Annotated in this window: 20 protein-coding genes and 1 pseudogene; 14 read left to right on the forward strand and 7 right to left on the reverse strand. The window is 60.9% G+C overall.

Going from position 1 to position 18,451, the window contains the following annotated elements; all coding sequences use genetic code 11:
- Positions 1-10 precede the first annotated feature (10 nt).
- The 3 genes from ACTHL0_RS01225 to ACTHL0_RS01235 all read left to right on the forward strand — a co-directional run bounded on the left by ACTHL0_RS01225 (position 11) and on the right by ACTHL0_RS01235 (position 3,743).
- Positions 11-1,015 (forward strand): autoinducer 2 ABC transporter substrate-binding protein, encoded by a 1,005-nt coding sequence (locus ACTHL0_RS01225; protein ID WP_440564740.1) that lies wholly within the window; start codon positions 11-13, stop codon positions 1,013-1,015.
- A gap of 80 nt (positions 1,016-1,095) precedes the next feature.
- Positions 1,096-2,631 (forward strand): sugar ABC transporter ATP-binding protein, encoded by a 1,536-nt coding sequence (locus ACTHL0_RS01230; RefSeq protein ID WP_440564741.1) that lies wholly within the window; start codon positions 1,096-1,098, stop codon positions 2,629-2,631.
- Positions 2,632-2,717: 86 nt separating this feature from the next.
- Positions 2,718-3,743: an ABC transporter permease gene (locus tag ACTHL0_RS01235; RefSeq protein WP_440564766.1), complete on the forward strand. Its 1,026-nt coding sequence runs from the start codon at positions 2,718-2,720 to the stop codon at positions 3,741-3,743.
- Between the two features lie 87 nt (positions 3,744-3,830).
- On the opposite strand, the gene ACTHL0_RS01240 is transcribed toward ACTHL0_RS01235, so the two are convergent.
- On the reverse strand, positions 3,831-4,559 hold the full coding sequence (locus ACTHL0_RS01240) for a DeoR/GlpR family DNA-binding transcription regulator (RefSeq protein ID WP_440564742.1): 729 nt from the start codon (positions 4,557-4,559) through the stop codon (positions 3,831-3,833).
- A gap of 367 nt (positions 4,560-4,926) precedes the next feature.
- Between ACTHL0_RS01240 and ACTHL0_RS01245 the strand changes: the two genes are divergently transcribed.
- From ACTHL0_RS01245 to ACTHL0_RS01255, 3 genes are read left to right on the forward strand one after another with little or no spacing between them, the layout of a single operon-like run.
- A complete protein-coding gene (locus ACTHL0_RS01245; RefSeq protein ID WP_440564743.1) occupies positions 4,927-5,295 on the forward strand; it encodes a response regulator in 369 nt (122 codons plus the stop codon).
- On the forward strand, positions 5,288-5,917 hold the full coding sequence (locus ACTHL0_RS01250) for a chemotaxis protein CheC (RefSeq protein WP_440564744.1): 630 nt from the start codon (positions 5,288-5,290) through the stop codon (positions 5,915-5,917). Before ACTHL0_RS01245 ends, ACTHL0_RS01250 begins: the two co-directional genes overlap by 8 nt.
- A gap of 17 nt (positions 5,918-5,934) precedes the next feature.
- Positions 5,935-6,885 (forward strand): sensor domain-containing diguanylate cyclase, encoded by a 951-nt coding sequence (locus ACTHL0_RS01255; RefSeq protein ID WP_440564745.1) that lies wholly within the window; start codon positions 5,935-5,937, stop codon positions 6,883-6,885.
- 5 nt (positions 6,886-6,890) lie between these two features.
- On the opposite strand, the gene ACTHL0_RS01260 is transcribed toward ACTHL0_RS01255, so the two are convergent.
- Together ACTHL0_RS01260 and ACTHL0_RS01265 are read right to left on the reverse strand one after the other, a co-directional pair.
- Positions 6,891-7,421: a TIGR00645 family protein gene (locus tag ACTHL0_RS01260; protein ID WP_440564746.1), complete on the reverse strand. Its 531-nt coding sequence runs from the start codon at positions 7,419-7,421 to the stop codon at positions 6,891-6,893.
- 169 nt (positions 7,422-7,590) lie between these two features.
- Positions 7,591-9,105, reverse strand: coding sequence for an outer membrane protein assembly factor BamB family protein (locus tag ACTHL0_RS01265; RefSeq protein WP_440564747.1), 1,515 nt, complete (start codon positions 9,103-9,105; stop codon positions 7,591-7,593).
- On the opposite strand from ACTHL0_RS01265, the gene ACTHL0_RS01270 reads away from it, so the two are divergent.
- Entirely contained in the window at positions 9,104-9,265 is a 162-nt protein-coding gene (locus ACTHL0_RS01270) for a hypothetical protein (RefSeq protein WP_440564748.1), read from the forward strand. The genes ACTHL0_RS01265 and ACTHL0_RS01270 overlap by 2 nt on opposite strands.
- A gap of 44 nt (positions 9,266-9,309) precedes the next feature.
- Here ACTHL0_RS01270 and ACTHL0_RS01275 read toward each other — a convergent pair whose 3' ends face one another.
- Together ACTHL0_RS01275 and ACTHL0_RS01280 are read right to left on the reverse strand one after the other, a co-directional pair.
- A complete protein-coding gene (locus tag ACTHL0_RS01275) occupies positions 9,310-9,549 on the reverse strand; it encodes a hypothetical protein (RefSeq protein WP_440564749.1) in 240 nt (79 codons plus the stop codon).
- A gap of 248 nt (positions 9,550-9,797) precedes the next feature.
- Positions 9,798-10,103, reverse strand: coding sequence for a DUF1330 domain-containing protein (locus tag ACTHL0_RS01280; RefSeq protein ID WP_440564750.1), 306 nt, complete (start codon positions 10,101-10,103; stop codon positions 9,798-9,800).
- A gap of 287 nt (positions 10,104-10,390) precedes the next feature.
- On the opposite strand from ACTHL0_RS01280, the gene ACTHL0_RS01285 reads away from it, so the two are divergent.
- Together ACTHL0_RS01285 and ACTHL0_RS01290 are read left to right on the forward strand one after the other, a co-directional pair.
- On the forward strand, positions 10,391-11,410 hold the full coding sequence (locus ACTHL0_RS01285) for a DUF2167 domain-containing protein (protein ID WP_440564752.1): 1,020 nt from the start codon (positions 10,391-10,393) through the stop codon (positions 11,408-11,410).
- A gap of 536 nt (positions 11,411-11,946) precedes the next feature.
- Positions 11,947-13,392 carry an ATP-binding protein gene (locus ACTHL0_RS01290; RefSeq protein WP_440564753.1) on the forward strand — a complete coding sequence of 482 codons (1,446 nt, stop codon included), beginning with the start codon at positions 11,947-11,949 and terminating at the stop codon, positions 13,390-13,392.
- A gap of 25 nt (positions 13,393-13,417) precedes the next feature.
- On the opposite strand, the gene ACTHL0_RS01295 is transcribed toward ACTHL0_RS01290, so the two are convergent.
- Positions 13,418-13,900, reverse strand: a complete 483-nt coding sequence (locus tag ACTHL0_RS01295; protein WP_440564755.1) for an acyl-CoA thioesterase — start codon at positions 13,898-13,900, stop codon at positions 13,418-13,420.
- A gap of 335 nt (positions 13,901-14,235) precedes the next feature.
- Here ACTHL0_RS01295 and ACTHL0_RS01300 point away from each other — a divergent pair, with 335 nt between their 5' ends.
- A complete protein-coding gene (locus ACTHL0_RS01300; protein ID WP_440564756.1) occupies positions 14,236-15,192 on the forward strand; it encodes a response regulator in 957 nt (318 codons plus the stop codon).
- Positions 15,193-15,329: 137 nt separating this feature from the next.
- Here the strand turns inward: ACTHL0_RS01300 and ACTHL0_RS01305 are convergent, their stop codons facing one another.
- Positions 15,330-16,166, reverse strand: a complete 837-nt coding sequence (locus ACTHL0_RS01305) for a M48 family metallopeptidase (RefSeq protein ID WP_440564757.1) — start codon at positions 16,164-16,166, stop codon at positions 15,330-15,332.
- A gap of 431 nt (positions 16,167-16,597) precedes the next feature.
- Here ACTHL0_RS01305 and ACTHL0_RS01310 point away from each other — a divergent pair, with 431 nt between their 5' ends.
- The 4 genes and pseudogenes from ACTHL0_RS01310 to ACTHL0_RS01325 form a co-directional block, all read left to right on the forward strand.
- The gene (locus ACTHL0_RS01310; protein WP_440564758.1) at positions 16,598-16,951 is read left to right on the forward strand and encodes a hypothetical protein; all 354 of its coding nucleotides are present in this window, start codon (positions 16,598-16,600) and stop codon (positions 16,949-16,951) included.
- 60 nt (positions 16,952-17,011) lie between these two features.
- Positions 17,012-17,524 (forward strand): hypothetical protein, encoded by a 513-nt coding sequence (locus tag ACTHL0_RS01315; protein WP_440564760.1) that lies wholly within the window; start codon positions 17,012-17,014, stop codon positions 17,522-17,524.
- Positions 17,521-18,123: a hypothetical protein gene (locus tag ACTHL0_RS01320; RefSeq protein ID WP_440564762.1), complete on the forward strand. Its 603-nt coding sequence runs from the start codon at positions 17,521-17,523 to the stop codon at positions 18,121-18,123. The genes ACTHL0_RS01315 and ACTHL0_RS01320 overlap by 4 nt, the downstream gene beginning before the upstream one ends.
- Positions 18,124-18,349: 226 nt before the next feature.
- A pseudogene (locus ACTHL0_RS01325) lies at positions 18,350-18,451 on the forward strand (cupin domain-containing protein); the annotation flags it as partial.

Consider the following 18,451-nt stretch of genomic DNA (forward strand, 5'->3'; position numbering starts at 1 on the left):
GACAACGCAGATGAAGCTGAAACGAACGAGCCTCGCGCTCGCGGCTTGCGCGCTCGGCGCGGGCGTCATTTTCGCCGCGCAGGCGGCGACCAATGAAACGATCGTCACCGTCGTGAAGGTGACGGGCATCAGCTGGTTCAATCGGATGGACGAGGGCGTCAAGCAGTTCGCGAAAGACAATCCCGGCATCACGACCTACCAGACGGGGCCCGGCCAGGCCGACGCCGCCCAGCAATTGCGCATCATCGAGGATCTGATCGCGAAGAAAGTCAGTGCGATCGCGGTGGTCCCCTACGATCCGCCGACACTCGAACCGGCCCTGAAGAAAGCGATGGACCGCGGCATCAAGGTCGTCACGCACGAGGCCGACAACGAGAAAAACACGATGGTCGACGTCGAAGCGTTCGACAACAGCGCGTACGGCGCCGCGCTCAACGATCGGCTCGCGAGCTGCATGCACGACGAAGGCAAGTGGGCGACGTTCGTCGGCTCGCTCGGCAGCCGTTCGCAGGTGCAATGGGCCGACGGCGGCATCGACAACGCGAAGAAGAAATACCCGAAGATGCAGCTCGTCGAAACCAACATCGAAACGAACAACGACGGCGAGCATGCCTACCAACAGGCGAAGGAAGTGCTGCGCAAACACCCCGACATCAAGGGCTTCCAAGGCTCGTCGTCGCTCGACGTGCTCGGGATCGGCCGTGCAGTCGAGGAAGCGGGCCTCGTCGGTAAGGTCTGCGTGTACGGTACGGGCCTGCCGACCGAAGCGGGCAAGTATCTCGAGAGCGGGGCGATCAACGGGATCGCGTTCTGGGATCCGAAGCTCGCCGGCCTCGCCATGGACAAGATCGCGAAGCGGCTGCTCGACGGCAAGACGGTGCAAAACGGCGATAACCTCGGCCTGCCCGGCTACGAGAAGGTAACGGTGAGCAAAGGCCCCGGCAAGGGCATCATCGTGCGCGGGCAGGGATGGGTGAGCGTGGACAAGTCGAACTACAAGCAATACAACTTCTGATGATGGGAAGCGCGCGGGCGATGCGAATCGTCCGCGCCGCGACGATATCGATGTGAGCGCATGCACGACGATCAACGACGATGAACGACCCCCTTGTTTCGGATCCCTGGCTTGAAGTGATCGGCGTGCACAAGCGCTTCACGGGTGTGCATGCATTGCGCGGCGTGACGTTGACGTTCGCACGCGGGCAGATCTATCACTTGCTCGGCGAAAACGGCTGCGGCAAGAGCACGCTGATCAAGATCATCTCGGGGGCACAACCGCCCGACGAAGGTGAGCTCGTCATCGAAGGCAAGCGCCATGCGCAGCTGACGCCGCTCGAAGCGCTGGCGGCCGGCATCGAAACGGTCTATCAGGACCTTTCGCTGTTGCCGAACATGAGCGTGGCGGAGAACGTCGCGTTGACCTCCGAGTTGGCCGAGCATGGCGGGCGCCTTGCGCGCACGTTCGACCGGCGCGCACTGGCCGGCCGCGCCGCGCGCGCGCTGGAGGCGGTCGGCTTGCCGTCCGACGCCTCGTTCCAGGCGATGATCGTCGAAACGCTGCCGTTGGCGACGCGCCAACTCGTGGCCATCGCGCGCGTCATCGCGAGCGAGGCCAAGTTCGTCATCATGGACGAACCGACCACCTCGCTCACGCAAAAGGAAGTGGCCAATCTGATCGCCGTGTTGACGACGCTGCGCGCGCAGGGCGTGACCGTGCTGTTCGTGAGCCACAAGCTGGACGAATGCTATGCGATCGGCGGCGAAGTGATCGTGCTGCGCGATGGCCGCAAGGTGGCGCAGGGGCCGATTGCCGATTACACGAAGGCGCAGTTGAGCGAGCTTATGACGGGACGCGAACTCGCCCATGCGCGGTACCGGACGCATGCGCCCGAAGCGCTGGAGCTCGTGCTCGCCGTGCGCGGACTAGGACGCGGCCGCCAGTTTCGCGATGTGTCGTTCGCGTTGCGGCGCGGCGAAATTCTGGGCGTGACGGGGCTGCTCGATTCGGGCCGCAACGAACTCGCGCGGGCGCTCGCGGGTGTCGCGCCGGCCGACGCGGGGACGATCGCGCTCGACGGTGTGCCGATCACGCTGGCGAACCCCGGTGACGCCAAGCGGCACCGGATCGGTTATGTGCCGGAGGATCGCCTGAGCGAGGGCCTCTTTCTCGACAAGTCGATTCGCGACAACGTCGTGACGGCGATGATCTCGAGCCTGCGCAACCGCTTCGGCGGGCTCGATCCGAAACGGGCCCGCGCGTTGGCGCAACGCACGGTGACGGATCTGCAGATCGCGACGCCCGACATCGATAAACCCGTCCAATCGCTGTCGGGCGGTAACCAGCAGCGCGTGCTGATCGGCCGCTGGCTCGCGATCGATCCGCGTGTGCTCATCTTGCATGGGCCGACGGTGGGTGTCGACGTGGGCTCGAAGGACATCATCTATCGCATCATGCAGTCGCTTTCCGAGCGCGGCATCGGCATCGTACTGATCAGCGACGATTTGCCTGAACTGCTGCAGAACTGCGATCGGATCCTGATGATGAGCAAGGGACGCGTGACGGGCGAGTATGCCGCGCAGGGTCTGACGGAAGCGGAGCTGTATCGCGCGCTGCTGGCGCAGGCAGCGTGATCGCCAACCTGCGCGCCCGGGACGTTTTCAGATCGAATCGAATCGAAGCTACTTGAATTGAACGGCGAATCACGATGAATCAGACGATGAGTTCAACCGATACCGTCGACATGAAATCCGGCCGCCGCCGGGCCCCCGATTGGCGCACGAAATTGGCGCGTCGCCCGGAATGGCTGCCCGGCGCGCTGATCGTCGTGTCGTGCATCGTGGTGGCCGCGATCAATCCGCGCTTCCTGCAGTGGGCCACGCTGTTCGATCTGCTGCATTCGGCGACAACGACCTCGCTGTTCGCGCTTGGTACGCTCGTCGTGCTCGCCTCGGGCGGTATCGACGTCTCGTTCACGGCGATCGGCGCGTTGACGATGTATTCCATTACGAAGGCCGTATTCGCCTGGTGGCCCGATGCGCCGTTCGGGTTGATTCTGCTCGTGGGCGCGGTGGGCGGCATCCTGCTCGGGCTCGTGAACGGCTGGCTCGTGCATCGGCTGAAGGCCCCTTCGCTGATTGTCACGATCGGCACGCAGTATCTGTATCGCGGGATCTTGCTGACGTTCGTCGGCACGACGTTTTTCATGAACATCCCGCACAGCATGGATCGTTTCGGCCGCATTCCACTGTTGGCTTACCGCACGGTGGATGGCCTCCATGCCGTGCTGCCGGTTTCGGTGCTGGCGCTCGTGGTGGCGGCCGTCGTGACGTGGTACCTGTTGAACCGGACGATGATGGGACGCGCTGTTTACGCGATGGGCGGCAGTCTGGCGATCGCGCAGCGGCTCGGCTACAACGTGCGTGCCGTCCACTTGTTCGTGTTCGGCTATACGGGCCTGCTCGCGGGCGTCGCCGGTATCTTGCACGTGTCGACCAATCGGCTCGCGAATCCGTTCGATCTGGTCGGGTCCGAACTCGATGTCATCGCGGCTGTCATTCTTGGCGGTGCGCGCATTACAGGCGGCAGCGGGACGGTGCTTGGCACACTGCTGGGCGTGGCGCTCGTGACGCTCGTCGATAACACGCTGATCCTTGTCGGCGTGCCGAGTACGTGGCAGAAAATCATCGTCGGAGCGTTCATCCTCGTGGCGGGTATCCTGTTCGCCCTGCGCCGGCGCGGTTGAGTTCACCACCAGCGAGGGGCGGCAGCCCCGGGAGGCGGCGTGTAGCCCCATGCGCGCGCTTCATGCCCTTTATGTCCTTCACGCCCTTCACGCGCTGCGCTTGCGCCGCTCCTGTCCCTTTTCGGTAATGACCGAATCGAATGCATCGACCTGTGAGAACCGAACGGCTTTCACGACGCCGAATTTGCTCGTATCGGCCACGAGATGGCTTTCGACCGCACTGGTCATCGCGGCTTGCTTGATTGCCACCTCATGAAAATTCCAGCACGTGACGCCGCGCGCCGCATCGATGCCGCCCGCGGAAATGAAGGCTTTGTTGATGCCCATGCGCCGTAGCATCTCCAGGCTTTCATCGCCCGTGAAGGAATCCGACGACGGGACATACACGCCACCGAGCAAGATCATCCGCACGTTCGGCATTCCCCGCAGGATGTCGGCGATGTTCAGCGAATAGCAGACCACGGTGAGTTGAATGCCGGCGGGAATGAGCCGGGCCAGGCTGGTGAGCGTCGTGCCGCAATCGATAAAGATCGTTTCGTTGTCGGCAATGAGTTGCGCCGCGTAGGCCGAGGCTTGCGCCTTCGCTTGCGCGAAGTGGTCCTGTTCCTGCTCGAGCGAGTAGCCGGCCGCGTTGGGAACGTTGGCCGCGCTGACGATATAGCCGCCGAGATACGTGAAGCGTTCGGGATTGGCCGTGATGTCGCGCCGCACGGTCATTTCGGACACACCAAGCAATGCGGCGGCATCGCGCAACCGCATGACGCTGTGTTTGGCGAGCGCATCGGCGAGAGCGCGTAGACGGTCGGTTTTGAGCATCGATTCGATGAACGAGTGCGCTCGGCTGTGGAAGGAGCGGGCCGCGTATCCGGTACGTTACGTTCTTTGCGAAATAGTGATCGAATTATAACAAAATAACAAACGGGGCGTAACAATAGACAAGGGTAGACAAGGGTAGGAAGCAGCGCCTTCCTTCGCCGGGGGCCCCTTTTTGAATCGAGCTGATAAACATGTCCCCAAATTATATTTGGCGGCAAAAAGGCTCGGCTAACAAAACGTAAAAGGAATCGTTTCCGCCAACGTTTGCGCGAAATGCAAACGTTTTCTCCGTTCGGGTTTGTGAGTACTTCAGATTTGACGGCGCGGGCCGTTATACCGGTCGTGGTGATGAAGGAATAACTGAAAAATGGGATTGCCTGTCTTGGTGGTGGACGATTCGACGCTCGCCCGCCGACTGCTGATCAACGCGCTGCCTGAGGCGTGGGATGTCGAAATTTCTCAGGCCGCCAATGGCGCGGACGCAATCGCCGCCTACCGCGAGGGTCGCGCCTCCGTGATGTTCCTCGATCTGACGATGCCGGGCATGACGGGTTTCGACGTGCTCGAGACCGTGCGCGCCGAAGGGCTCGACAGCTTCGTCATTGTGGTGTCCGCCGATATTCAACCGGAAGCGAAAGCGCGTGTGAAAGCGCTCGGCGCAGTCGCGTTCATCGACAAGCCGGTTTCCAGTGCGAAGCTGTTGCCTGTCTTGAAAGAGTACGGATTGTATGAGTGAGCACATCCTCACGGAAGACCAGCGCGACGCGCTGCAAGAGATCGCGAACATTGGCATGGGCCAAGCGGGCGCGCGTCTTGCCGCGTTGCTCGGGCGCTTCGTGCATCTGTCGGTGCCGCGCATCCGCATGGTCGATACGGAATCGCTGCCGTCGGCCGTGCGCGACATGCTCGACTTCACGGAGCCCGTGACGGCGTTGCGCCAAAGCTTCCGCTGCGAGATCGCCGGCGAGGCGATTTCGCTGTTCGACAGCCGCAGCGCCGATCACATGAAGTTCGTGTTCCGCTCGGACGACATGAACACGGAAGAGCGTTTCGAGGATATGTCCGATGCGGAAGTGCTGTCCGACGTCGCGAACCTGATTGCCGGCGCGTGCTTGACGGGGCTGTTCGAACAACTCGGGCAATTGCCGACTTTTACGCCGCCGCGTTTGATCGGGGTCCAGCTCGATCTGGAAGAAGTCCTGCATCCGTCCAAGCTGCCGTGGGACCGCGCGCTGCTGCTCGAGGTCAATCTGCAGACCGAGGACGGCGTGTTCGGCTCGCATCTGTTGACGCTGATGACGGCGAAAGCCGTGCAGTCGCTCGTCGCGGCGCTCGACGGATTTCTCGCCAACCTCTGAATCGATCGAAGTCGTAGATGGACATCCCTGGCACCGCTCGCTTGAGTGAGCTCGCGCTGGAGCGCGTGGGGCTCGGCATTTTCGCTGTGGATCGCGAGTACCGGATCGTGCTGTGGAACCGCTTTATGGATGAGCACAGCGGCGTGGCCGCCGCGCAAGCCATCGGGCGCAGCTTCTTCGATTGCTTTCCCGACTCGCCGCGCGCGTGGCTCAAGCGCAAGTTCGATACGGTGTTTCTGCTGCACAGCGGCTCGTTTTCGTCGTGGCAGCACCGCCCCTGGCTGCTGCCGTTCGAGCACGATTGCCCGATCACGGGCTCGCTCGATCTCATGCAGCAGGACTGCTCGTTCATGCCGCTGATCGAGAACGGCGAAGTCGTGGCCGTGTGCGTGACCATCGCCGACGTGACCGAACTTGCCGTGGCCTGGAAAGAGCGCGAGGCCGCGCTCGATGCGCTGCGCGATTCGTCGGAGCGCGACGCACTCACCGGCCTTTACAACCGTCGCCATGTCGACCGTCGCCTGCTGGCGGAGTACAACAGCTGGACACGTCATCACGATTCGTTCGCGGTGCTGTTGTTCGACATCGATCACTTCAAGCGCATCAACGATACGTACGGCCACCCGACCGGCGATGCGGTACTGCGCAAGATTGCCGCGACCGTTTCACCGCAACTGCGCAATAGCGACATCCTCGGGCGCTACGGCGGCGAGGAATTCATGGTGATCCTGCCGCATTGCGATGAGGCGGGCGCGGCCGTCGTGGCGGAAAAGATCCGCCACGCGATCGAGAGCGATGCGCTGGAGGTCAGTTCCGGCCCGCTGAAAGTGACGGTGAGCGTCGGCGGCTGTTTGGCTGCGGAAGGATTGACGGGTGTCGCCCCGCTCGTGGCGGAGGCCGATCAGGCGCTCTACGACGCGAAGCATGCGGGGCGCAACCAAGTGTGCATCGTGGCGCACCACGCTTGACGCGCTCAATGCCCCTCGGAGCGTGCGGCGATCCAGTCCATTGCCGCGAACAGCACGCCGGAGACGATGAACGTCAAATGCAGGATGACGAGCCAGCGCAGACGCGCTTCGTCTAGCGGCTGGTCCAGCTCCGTGAGGCTCATAAAGGCGCGCAGCAGCGAAATGGCTGAAATGGCGACGATCGAGCCGATCAGCTTCATCTTCAATCCCGAGAAATCGAGCGTCCCCATCCAGCTCGGCCGATCTTCGCTGTCGCCCGTGTCGATCTTCGAAATGAAGTTCTCGTAACCGGAAAAAATCACGATCACGACGAGGTTGGCGGCGAGCGACAGATCGATGAGTGAGAGCGTCGCGAGAATCATTTGCTCGGGGCGCGCATGCAACGCACCCGTCAGTGCGTGAGCCAGTTCGCCGACGAATGCGATCAACAACATGACGAGCGAAAATACGAGGCCGACATAAAACGGCGCGAGCAGCCAGCGCGATTTGAACAAAGAAAACTCGAGCAGTTTTTCGAGGGAATTGCGTCGATGCATGGGGCGTTATTCCTGTTGTTGTGCGGGCTGCGATGGGACGCGCCGCGCGAAATGCCGGACGAACCGGTGATTTTACCGGTTCCTTCCGATCGGCTTTCGATGCGCGGGGCTGCGGGGGGAGAGACTGCGCTCAATCTGTGACAGTGCGCGCCGCGGCGAGCTCAGGGCGTCACGGCAGCAGCCCGAACACCGCTACGCCGTTCGTCGCCCCGACATACACGCGGCCATGCGCGATCATCGGTGTGATGAACTTGTTGCCTGCGCCGAACGTATCGCGCGATCCGGCCTGGTTACTGTTGTACAACTCGCGCGCGAGGTTGCTCGCGTCGAACGCGTGCAGCGCGCCGACCGAGCCGTTCTGGGCCGCCCAGACGATCGCGTTCTGGGTGCCATTCGCCGAGATACTCGGTGTCGTTCCCGGGTAGGCAAATGTGCCGGGGCTCTTCGAGCTGGGCGTCGTGGCCAATTTGGCCGACGTGATCGGGAATGCCTTGAGGTTATCGCCGACAGCGCCGTAATAGACGACGTTGCCGAAGTAAGCCGGCATGCCGAAGACGGCACCGCCCAACTGGCCGTCGATTTCCTGCCAGATTGCGTTTTGCGTCCCGTTGAATTTGCCCATGGCGTTGCGGTCGACGACATAGATTTTGGCGTCCTTGCCCGCCCCGACAGCCAGATGCCTTGTCGCGCCGCTCGCATCGACGAGATCGGGCAACACCAGCGCGCCGCCCGACCCCAGATCGACGTCCTGATTCGATTCGGTCACGGTGTTGAACGGGGCGAAGTAGTCGGCGACCGACAGCTTCGGCGAAGTCGCCAACTTCAGAAACGTGTTGCCGAAATCGCCGTTAACGGGAAATCCGCTGCTGTTCAGCGTGCTGTCGAACGTGCCGTTGGCATCGAGCAGATACAGGGCGTTGCCGTCCGAGGCCATTCCCGCGCCGCTCATCCATACCGAACCTTCGCTGCCGTTCGGCGTGAGGTTCAGCGCGCTCGTCTGGGCCAGGGTCCCGGCGCTGTAGGCCATGACCCAGCCGCCATAGACGCCTTGATCGCAATGTGACGTCCAGGCGAGATAGAGCGTGCCGTTCACGAGAGCAAGCGCCTGCCGTTCGGCATACTGCCCAGGATTGAACACGGTGACGCCGTTCGTGCTGCTTGCGCCGTTGCCGGGATAGGTGGCGGCGATTTCCGTCGGGCCGCCGAACATTTCCGCACCTGTGGACAAATCGAGCGCATGCAGCCGCTGATGATAGGCCCCGTTCGACCCTTTGCTCATCGCCACGGCGTAGATCGCGCCGTTCGCGCCGCGCGAGCGATCGATGACGGGTGTCGACGTCACACCGATTTCCGGTGTGATCTGCGAGCAGTTGCGGGCGTCGCTCGTCGTTTCGCCGCTGCTGAGCAGCGAACGCTGCCATAGTGGCGCGCCGGTATCTGCATCGAAGGCGAAAACGCTATCGTGTTCCGTCGCGACATAGACGACGTTATGAGCCACACCGTTCACGGACACGTTGCTGGCATACAGAGGTTGCGCGTCGACTTTGCCGTCGGCGGCGAGGAAAGCGACTTTGCCGAATCGGGTCGAATTGACGTTCGCGGGCGTAAGCGTCGTCTCGGCCAAGTATTGGCCGGTACGCGCGATATCGTTGTGATAAGTCAGGACATCGGCTGCCGATGCCATGCCGCCGGGCCCTCCGGTACCGCCCGCGCCGCTTCCGCTGCCGGCACCGCCCGTGCTGCTCGAACCGCTGGAACTCCCGGAGCCGCTTCCGCACGATGCGCACATTGCCGCCGCGATGCAGACAAGTGCGCCGAATCTAACGGTTCGCGATGTCGAATGAAAACCGTGCTTGCGATCCATGAGCGTCTCCCATTGGAGGAAGGCTCAAAAACAGAGCATTTTCCATACCGAAGCGGTGGCGCCCCCTTTCTTCTCGAAACGATTGCCGAGGCGCTGGGTTAGGGCGATGCTTGTCGCGTACGGAATGGACGAACGGGACGGTACGGCGCCAAGCCAAGCGCCGCCCCGAACGAAAAGCGGCTCATGCCGTCGTGAGAGGTGCGCCATGTTCTCGACTGAATCTTTGAAACGGTTATTGGCCGTTGGAATCGTCTTCTTTTTCACAGCTTGCGCGCAAATGGGAACGCCCGCCTCGCAGTCCGGCGAGGCAGGCGCTGCCCAACCGGCCGGCGGCGCTTGCCAGGCAGCAGACGGCAGTCTGGTGTCGGATGGCACCGTCGCTGCCAAGTGCGCGGTACCGGGCCAAGGCGTCACTAGCTGCCCGCGCTATACATGCCGCCGCTGCAGCAACGGCGCCTGGAGCGGCGAGTACACGTGCAGGCTGCGTTGAGCGGCTTTGTCGGTGCACTGATTCAGGAAGGTTGCGGGCCGTCGTATCCCTCGACGATGACGAGATCGATCGTCGAGGCGGGCTGCCTGAGTTTCACTGCCGCTTGATATTCCGGCGAGTGCCAGCAATCGAGTGCAGCCTGGAATGACGGGAATTCGAGGATCACGTTGCGAGCACGGGTGGCCCCTTCCGGGACTTCATATCGGCCGCCCCTTGCCAAAAAGCGTCCGCCATATTTCTTGATCGGATCGGCGTTTGCCGCTACATACGCTTTGTATTGTTCTTGATCGGTTACGTCGACGTGAACGATCCAGTAGCCCTTCTGCATTGTGGTTCTCCTGTGGTGGCGGGTATTACGACATGAAGACGACCAACGGTCGAATTATCGCTCAAACCAGTCTGTCTGTTTTTTGGGGCAGTGGTTAAAGTCTGGATTGGCGTGGCGCCGACATCGGCCGCGTCGTTCTTCCGATGTCGAATAGAGACAAGGCTACGGCCACGCTGAAATTGGACGATAATGCCTCGCTATCCTCCGGTGCCGTCCGGTTTTCCACTTTATTTCAATCGGTGGAATGGATAGGTTTAGCCGCGTGCCACGACAACATTCACATTATTATGGCCACATTCGTTATTCCGAGGAAATCCGCCGTACCCTTTGCGCTTTTTCTGGCCGCACTCGTCAGCCATGTATCGCTTGCGGCCCCCCATCGCGCGGTTCGCCGCGACGCCGCGGCAAGCGGTGCGGCGGTGGCCGGCCCCGCGTCGGCGCCGCTCGATGCCGATATTCCGTCCGCGCTCTGGCACGATCCGCACTGGGTGGAAGGGCCGGCGGCCGTGCAGTTGGGCCAGGTCGCTTCGTTCAGCGTTCCCGCCGGCTTTCGTGTGCTGCCGCCGTCGGCGCAAGCGGAGGGCCGCGCATCCGATTCCGCCGCGGAGTCGGTGAGCGACGAAGATGAACCGATCACGGCGCTCGTCGCGCCGGACGATGGCAGTTGGGCCATGGGGCTGCAAGTGAACCGGGTTGGCTACGTCGATACGAGCTCGGTTCACCTGGATCCGGCAGACTTGGCTTCGACGATCGAGCGCCGGGGCTCCGCGTCCCCGTTCGATGCGTCGTCGCGCTCTCTGGTCTCGAACATGAAGACTGTGGCATGGGTGCGCGCGCCGCGATGGGATGCGGGCCAGCACCAGCTCGATTGGATCGACGAAGAGACGGTGGTGGGCACGGGAGAGGTCTCGGACACGACCTATCTGAATGCGGTGAAACTGGGGCGACGTGACGCGGTGAGCATGCAGCTCGAACTCGACGGCGACGACAGCAAGCATCGCGCGATGGGCTTGACGAAGGCGTTCGATGAACTCGCCGGCGGCTTGTCCTTCCGCGCCGGCGCAACCTACGCGGACTATCGCGACGGCGACGCTACCGCTTCGCTGAGGCTGACCGACTACATCACGGGCCCGGAAACCGATCGGGAAAAGGCCGACGACGCGAGAATCGAAAATGCGCTCGGCTTCGACTGGACGGGTTTTTTTGAGCGCATCCTTCCGTTGGCCGGTGTGGCGCTCGCGGGGCTTGGCGCCCGGCGCTGGAAGCGGGCGAGGCGCAATGGGGGCAGGGCACCAGGTGCCCGGTAGTGATCGGCATGGCGAGCGGGCAGGGGCCGCGGCGGTCTGGCTGCTGCCGGCTGCTCGCTGCCGGCTGGCGATCCGTCGGGCGACGCACTGACTCGATGTCACCGAATACGCATTTCGTCCGCAGCGGCTGCTGCCATCTGGATTGAGTATCCGACAGATTTGTCTGTATATATCGCGGGCCAGTGAATGCCGGGCAAAGACATCGCCATGCCGACACGTATGACTGCGATGCAAGTGAACCGTTTTGCGGTGAGCTTTTTAATCGCTTTGTCTCCTGCCCTCTATCGGCAAGACGTTTCCCGTCTGTCGATCGACGATCTTCTCAATTGTGGCGAGCGGAGCGCCGTATCAGGTCCGCCGTACGTTATGATTGCGCTTTAGTGTGACGACGGATCAGCCGCGGTAAATATGAACTTAGCTTAGAGGAGCAAAATTTCGCCGTTATCTCGCCTGCGTACGGCATGGCGTGTCTCGACGATCGGCCGGTTATGCGTCAATCGGTTCGCGCGAGAATAATGTCACTGTGAACGATCGCTATGTATTCGTTATTGCCCGCATTCGTATCGGCGTTGTTTCTTGGATTTGGCCTGTACGTGTTAATCACGGAGGGCGTGACGCGCGTCTCGGTTCCTTTTGCCGCGATGTGTGCAACGACGTTTGTATGGCAAGGCGCCTGGGCCTTTCTCTTTCAGACCACCTCCCCGGATACGGCGGCCCTGCTGGTCAAGGTTGGCTATTTCTTCATCCTGTTCCTGCCAACCACGCTCTATCATTTTTCCCTCGAAGTGGTTTCGCGCCGCGGCGAACGGCCTGCACTGCTCGCGTCCTATGGCCTTTGCATCGTGCTCGCGATCCTGCTGATCACCGGCAATAGCATCGTCGACGGCTTCAATTCGCACTTCTTTGGCGACTACCCGAAGGCCGGCCGGCTTCATCCCATTCACGTCGTGCAGACGATCGTAGTGGTCAGCCGTAGTGCGTGGCTGATATTCAACGCCCGGCGCGATGCCCGCGCCGCAGGGGTTCGCAAACTGCTCGACCTCTGCCTGCTCGGCGTCGTCATCTATTCGTTCGCGGCGGTCGATTACGCGGTTAACTACGGGTATGACTTCTATCCGCCGGGATTCGTCTTCATCACCGTCAGTCTGGGCATTTTGGCCGTCGCAATTGTCCGCTACGGACTGATGGGGCCTTACCTCTTGCTGGCCACCATGGCGCATGAGGTCGCCACCCCGCTTGCAACGATCGGTATGCACGCCGACGAGCTGCGCAGCGCACTACCCGAATTGATGCGCGGATACCGTCTGGCGGTGCAGCACCGCCTCTGCGAGGACACGCTGTATTCGTTGGAGGAACCGGACAGGTTGCCGAGCCTCGCGTCGGCTATCCGTCGCCAGGTCAACAGCACGAGCGTCGTGATGGAGATGTCGCTCGCCTCGCTCACTTTGCGCCGGCTGGACAAACGAAGCTTCGCCGCCCACTCCATCAAGGTGTGTGTGGACGCGGCGCTTGACCGGTTCCCGTTCCGCACCGGCGAACGAGAGCTCGTTTCCACGGTCCGCATCGATCCGGCGATCCAATTTTCAGGTTCGGATTCGCTCCTCATCTTCGTTTTGTTCAATTTGATCAAGAACGCGCTTCAGGCGATTCAGTCGAGCGGAAAGGGAAGCATTCACATCGAGGCGCAAAGCAGCGACGGCTTCTGCGTGCTCCGCTTCACCGATACGGGTCCCGGCATCGCACCCGACGTGCTGCCGCAGATCTTCGAGCCGTTCTACTCCACCAAGGCGCACGGGCGAGGGGCCGGCGTGGGCCTGACATTCTGCCGGCGCGTTTGTGAAGCATTCGGCGGCAGCATCGCGTGCGAATCGGAACTGGGCGAGCATACGACGTTCATCCTGCAGCTACCCGAGCCCGGCTCGGCGATGGATCGCGGACGACACGATCCATCGCCTTCCTCCCGGCGCTATCGCGTCGGGTAATTCAGATCGATCACTCCAAAGCCGGCTAGGCGATCAGTTGGTACTCCATGAACCGCTCGCCGATGCTGCCGGGCATCCGGCGAATACGTTTGTCCGGGCCCGCGAACACGACTTGCTGATAGCCCATCGAAACAGGCCGGCCATCCACATAAAAGCGGAACAGCAGATAGGCCGAGCATTGCTTGACCTCGAGCGTGTTGAGGTAGCAATCCACTTGCTGGAACGGGAACGTCTCCTGGACGTACTCTTGATGGGCGCGCTTGGTGACGAATGCCCCTTTGATACTGAGCATGTCGTTGTTCACGCATTGGTGAAACCAACGCTCGCGGCAGATGCCCTGCCATTCGAAGTAGCGCGAAAAATACGTGTTCATAAAGGCGTTCGAATCCTTCAGATAGATGTCGATGACATGGTGAAAGGTGTTGTTGGCCGCAACATCCGCCACGATGGGTGTCAGCAATGCGGTGCCAGTGGAGAGCAGTTGGGGAATTGCGTCACGTGTCGACATGAAATAGTCCTGCAAAGAAATCGCTACGAGCGGTAGCGGCGCATTCCCCGGAGGTGGGGAATGCGCGATTCTTGCAGCTCATGCAACATTCATCCCGCATACAGCGCGCAAATGCGTGCGATTGCAGGAGAAAACCGGCTGCATAGGGGGATGGCGTGCATCTCACCTACATGAAATCCCCTACGTGTTTGCATGGGGTGATAGGATTGCCTGCTCCGCAGGCGGTACGGGATAATCAGCCGCTTGCCGTTTGTTTGGCTATGTGTGTGCGAGACGCATCCGCGGCAATCGTTAAAGTCATCCGGTCGATACACGCCCCTTTCGTCGAGGTTGGAATGAGCCCCTTTGTCAGGCAGCCAATGCTTCACCCCGCGTCGGTCGTTTTTCTGGACGACAGCGAGGATTTCCTGCACGGTCTGCAGGGAATTTTTCGGGATCGCGAGCTGAACTGGTTTTTCTCGAAACCTCAGGCGGCGCTCGATTTCATGTCGTCTCGCCATCGTGGTGCGCCCGCTATCCGTATTGCGGGAACCAACGTTTCGGAGATCGAACGCGCATCGAATGCATTAGGCCGGGACGCGCTGAACGACGAATCGAGGTTCGAAGAGATTGCCGCGGTGGTCGTCGATTACGAGATGCCGGAGATGGATGGGATTCGCTTTCTGTCATCGATCGGCGACGTCGAATGCACGAAAATCCTGCTGACCGGCGCGGCAGGTTATCGGGAGGCCGTGGATGCCTTCAACGCCGGATTGATCGATGTGTATCTAAGAAAGACCGATGCCGACATGCCGGGCAAGTTGGCGGCCGCGCTCGCCGAGGCGAAAAAAAAGCATTGCGCGTCGAGGGGGCACATCGGTGTGCACGATATCGGGACGGCCTATGCCGATCCGAGAGTCATCGAGTTGCTTGGCGAATTGGCCGCCCGTGAAAATCTGGTCGAATATTACTGGCGTCCCGAACAGAACGCGGTTCTGATGTTCGACGCTGCGTCGAACCCCAGCGTTTTCATTGCGTGGGATACGGACGAATGGGCGTTTCAGATCGACACGGTAACGGACGCGAGCGGCCCCGATTGGTTGCAACGGGGGCTGGAAGAACGCGCGATCATGCCGTTGTTCTGGCCACATCAGGCGTTTCATCCCGCGTTGACGTTCATTCCGACAGCCAAGCCCATTCCCGTTCCGGGTTGGGAAGGCACGTTTTATAGCCTCACGCGGCTCGACGCATCCGAGGTGGAAGCGGGGCTGACGACTTTCGCACAATGGCGGCGTTCGAAGCGTGCGGCTTAGGGCATCGCGCTTGAGGCTTGTGGCTTGATGCAAGACCGGCCACCGGCGACCGGCCACCGGCGACCGGCGATCGGCGATCGGCGATCGGCGACCGGCGATCGGCGACCGCGAAGGCCGCCTAAGCCGATGTTGCCGATTTAAAAGCGCGGTTCGGCGTCAAGCATGCGATCCCGCATGGTCGAGGCCTGCTCGACGCCGTCACGAATGGCGGCCACGCGACGAGTCAAGCGCGGATGCGTGCGCGAGATTTCCGTGAGAAAACCGAAGATCGGCGGCACCATGCTTTCCTGTTCCATGAAAGCGTCGCAATTCATCTGCGAGTTGAGACGGCGACAGCCGCACCCGAGCATCTGCAGCGCCGTGCGGGACGCGTGCAGATCTTTCGAGAGATAGGCGCCGATGCTGTCGCAGGTGTATTCGCGTGAGCGGGAATAGGCTTTCCCGAGGAACGGAATGGCGAAAGCGGGCAGCTTGAGCGCGTTGAGCCAGGGGTTCAGGTGGCCGGCGGCGTGGTGCCCGATTTCATGACCGATCACGAAACGCACTTGCGCATCGTTGTTCGCGTCGACAAGCGCTGAGGTGAGGAACACATAACGGCCCCCCATCAGGCGCCGCGCGAACGCATTGAAAAGACCGTTGGAGTTGTAGAGGAATGTCGTGGGCGGTTTGGGCAAACCGACTTCACGCGCGCTATCGACAACCATCTGATGCAGTTCGGGAAATTGACGCGGCCCGATGAGAATCATGTTTCCGAATGCCGATGCCCGGTATGCCGCGCTCGCGATCCAGATGAACAAGGCGACGGCTACGCCATAGCCCACATACAGCTGCACGAAATGTCCGATCCTCGGCTCATTCCAATCTTTCCATACCCAGTACGCGACCACCGCCCAGAGGATCAGCCCCAGGACGATCATCATGAATTGGTATCGCTTTTCGCTCTTATGGCGCAGCGATTTTATCGAGATCGACATCGAATTCTCCACTATCGTTTTTTGGCGGAAACACCGGACGCAGGCGCGGCTCGACCGATCGCGACGCAATATGCGGTTTGAATGGGCGAAGTTAAGCGCGTGAATTACCGGTGGGGCGGTACGTTACACGTGAATCTCCATTTGCGCCAGCGTGTTTTCGAAACAAGTGGAAGGACGCGTGAGTCCGTTCTTTCGGTGATATCGATTACATTGAACTGGTTCATGTAATATCGAAGGAACTTGCGGGACAGGGCACTAGGGGACCCGTTATGAACGAAGGACACGAAAAATACATCGCCGAGGGAAGAGCCTGGGCTAGCCGGCTCTGCTGGGATACGGAAAGACACTCCGCTTGGGAAATCGTGGTGAGAATGGGAACCCGGTCGGTTTACGATTGGGTAAGCCGACGCAACCAATTGCAGCCGGACGATATGATGTTGACGCTCTCGGTGCCCTCGTTCGCCCCCTGGTTCGCGCGGCTGACGCGACACGATAGGCTTTTTTCGATTGCGTGGAGACACGGCGCAACCCACATCGACGCCGAACAATTGCGCTTTCGGCGCCTGACACCATGGCCGAACCTGGTTGAACTCGACGCATTTCCCGCCTTGGTGAGCGCATTGAATGACCTTGCGCTTCGCCCCATCATCGCCGAAGCACAGGTATTGATACTTTCTCCGTCCGAAACAACGAAGACGGCTATTCGAAGCTGGCTCTCGGGCGTGTGCGACAACGTGGAGTTCATCGGCGACGAGGTGGATCGCGGCCTTTGCGCGAAAGGCTGAAGCTGTCGTGCCACTAAAACTATTTGCAGATTTCCGTTCATGAGTAAGCCGAAAACCACGTTGATCGACACGACGTTCGAGCGCATCGAAACCGACCTCGTTCGTAGCCGGGCGGCCCAGAAAACTGTCCAACTTTATCGCTTGATGACCGGCGACGGCTGCTATTTTGCGGCCCGCCGCGACATGGACCGAGACGACTTCAACCATATCGAAGCGCTGCAGCCCGGCACGCCCGTGCGAATCTGCGTCTTCGAACAGCGGGGGCGCCGCAATATCGCGTGGATCCGGAGCGTCGAACGCAGCATCCCTCCGTATGACGTACTCGGTCAAAGGCAGAGCAATTTGAAGTTGCTTCCGATCTGCTTGGGCCTCTTGGCGGTATGCCTTGGGGTGATGGGGGTTCAGGCGTCGTTGGTCGCGGTATTGGCGATCTTCGTGGCGATCATCAGTTTCTTGGGCTGCCTGCTCGCTATCGGCGGGCTGATTTATTCCCTGAATCCGGTCCGGCTGGAGGCGCAGGAGCGCTGGCAGAGCGAGCCCTATCGGTTCGTCGTGGAAGGGAGTGATCGATGACGAGCAGTGCGGTGCAAATGGTGTCCGGCAAGGTGGTATCGGTGAACCAGGAGACGGTCTCCATTGAAGTATGGAGTCCGAATATTGGCCCCACCACCGATGAAGACGAACAAGTCACTTTGCGGCTTGATTCTGTTGACCGCCCGCTGATACTCAAGACTGGCAATACAGAGGACCTATTCATCGGCGCCGGCGATCAATTGGATGTTGCATGTATCGAAGCGCCGGAACGTTTTGCGATCCTGGGTATCCGCAACCGGACGGATGGCTCGATTTACCTGGTACGCACGGCGCATGTCGTTAGCGCGCGAAGGGAAGTCTATACGACGGTTGGTTGTCTCATCGCTTGCGGGATTATTTCGGGCATGATGTGCTTCGTCGAAAGGAGCACGCGCCACGTACTCGATTCATTTCTTTTTTTTGCAGCGGGTTGCGCGGGTCTCGGCGCATTGAGCGTAGTCATTCGTTTGCTGTTCAGGCAGAGCATATGGCCTGACATCAGAAAGCTGGTGCAGCCGGGCGGGAAACGCGAGATGCAGGCTGCGCGCGAAGCCCTCGAACTCGGGCCGGAAGAAGGGCGCGCGGTTCGGTTTCTTTGAGCGCGGTGACGTTCGCAGTTTTCATGCGGCAGCGTTCGAGGGTGAGCGCTGTTGTCGCATTCGAGATTCGGCGAAATCGGCGCGATATCCCGATGACGCTGTCACGCACAGCGGGCGTCTTTGCCTCCATGTCGGATCCATACGCGCTCTCTGTCGGTTTCAAACAAGCCTCGGCATGCTGTCGCCTGCTAACGTAGTTGCCCTTACCCAATGGCTTGGAGTGGATATGTCCGATTTCATTACCGTTTTGCGCGAAACCTGCCCGACTCCGGTCGTTGATGCAACCAAGTGGAAGCGCATCGGCGGTGACCCGCACACCGTGAACCTG

It is taken from the genome of Trinickia sp., from assembly GCF_051961175.1.
Taxonomy (GTDB): domain Bacteria; phylum Pseudomonadota; class Gammaproteobacteria; order Burkholderiales; family Burkholderiaceae; genus Trinickia.

Excerpts from the sequence above, each read along its gene's own strand:
- ACTHL0_RS01255 (WP_440564745.1), top strand. The coding sequence starts at position 5,935 with ATGGACATCCCTGGCACCGCTCGCTTGAGTGAGCTCGCGCTGGAGCGC.
- ACTHL0_RS01320 (WP_440564762.1), top strand. The coding sequence starts at position 17,521 with ATGACGAGCAGTGCGGTGCAAATGGTGTCCGGCAAGGTGGTATCGGTG.
- ACTHL0_RS01270 (WP_440564748.1), top strand. The coding sequence starts at position 9,104 with ATGCCGCCGGGCCCTCCGGTACCGCCCGCGCCGCTTCCGCTGCCGGCA.
- ACTHL0_RS01250 (WP_440564744.1), top strand. The coding sequence starts at position 5,288 with ATGAGTGAGCACATCCTCACGGAAGACCAGCGCGACGCGCTGCAAGAG.
- ACTHL0_RS01280 (WP_440564750.1), bottom strand. The coding sequence starts at position 10,103 with ATGCAGAAGGGCTACTGGATCGTTCACGTCGACGTAACCGATCAAGAA.
- ACTHL0_RS01245 (WP_440564743.1), top strand. The coding sequence starts at position 4,927 with ATGGGATTGCCTGTCTTGGTGGTGGACGATTCGACGCTCGCCCGCCGA.
- ACTHL0_RS01310 (WP_440564758.1), top strand. The coding sequence starts at position 16,598 with ATGATGTTGACGCTCTCGGTGCCCTCGTTCGCCCCCTGGTTCGCGCGG.
- ACTHL0_RS01305 (WP_440564757.1), bottom strand. The coding sequence starts at position 16,166 with ATGTCGATCTCGATAAAATCGCTGCGCCATAAGAGCGAAAAGCGATAC.
- ACTHL0_RS01285 (WP_440564752.1), top strand. The coding sequence starts at position 10,391 with ATGGCCACATTCGTTATTCCGAGGAAATCCGCCGTACCCTTTGCGCTT.
- ACTHL0_RS01265 (WP_440564747.1), bottom strand. The coding sequence starts at position 9,105 with ATGGCATCGGCAGCCGATGTCCTGACTTATCACAACGATATCGCGCGT.
- ACTHL0_RS01295 (WP_440564755.1), bottom strand. The coding sequence starts at position 13,900 with ATGTCGACACGTGACGCAATTCCCCAACTGCTCTCCACTGGCACCGCA.
- ACTHL0_RS01290 (WP_440564753.1), top strand. The coding sequence starts at position 11,947 with ATGTATTCGTTATTGCCCGCATTCGTATCGGCGTTGTTTCTTGGATTT.
- ACTHL0_RS01300 (WP_440564756.1), top strand. The coding sequence starts at position 14,236 with ATGAGCCCCTTTGTCAGGCAGCCAATGCTTCACCCCGCGTCGGTCGTT.
- ACTHL0_RS01230 (WP_440564741.1), top strand. The coding sequence starts at position 1,096 with ATGAACGACCCCCTTGTTTCGGATCCCTGGCTTGAAGTGATCGGCGTG.
- ACTHL0_RS01235 (WP_440564766.1), top strand. The coding sequence starts at position 2,718 with ATGAGTTCAACCGATACCGTCGACATGAAATCCGGCCGCCGCCGGGCC.
- ACTHL0_RS01260 (WP_440564746.1), bottom strand. The coding sequence starts at position 7,421 with ATGCATCGACGCAATTCCCTCGAAAAACTGCTCGAGTTTTCTTTGTTC.
- ACTHL0_RS01240 (WP_440564742.1), bottom strand. The coding sequence starts at position 4,559 with ATGCTCAAAACCGACCGTCTACGCGCTCTCGCCGATGCGCTCGCCAAA.
- ACTHL0_RS01225 (WP_440564740.1), top strand. The coding sequence starts at position 11 with ATGAAGCTGAAACGAACGAGCCTCGCGCTCGCGGCTTGCGCGCTCGGC.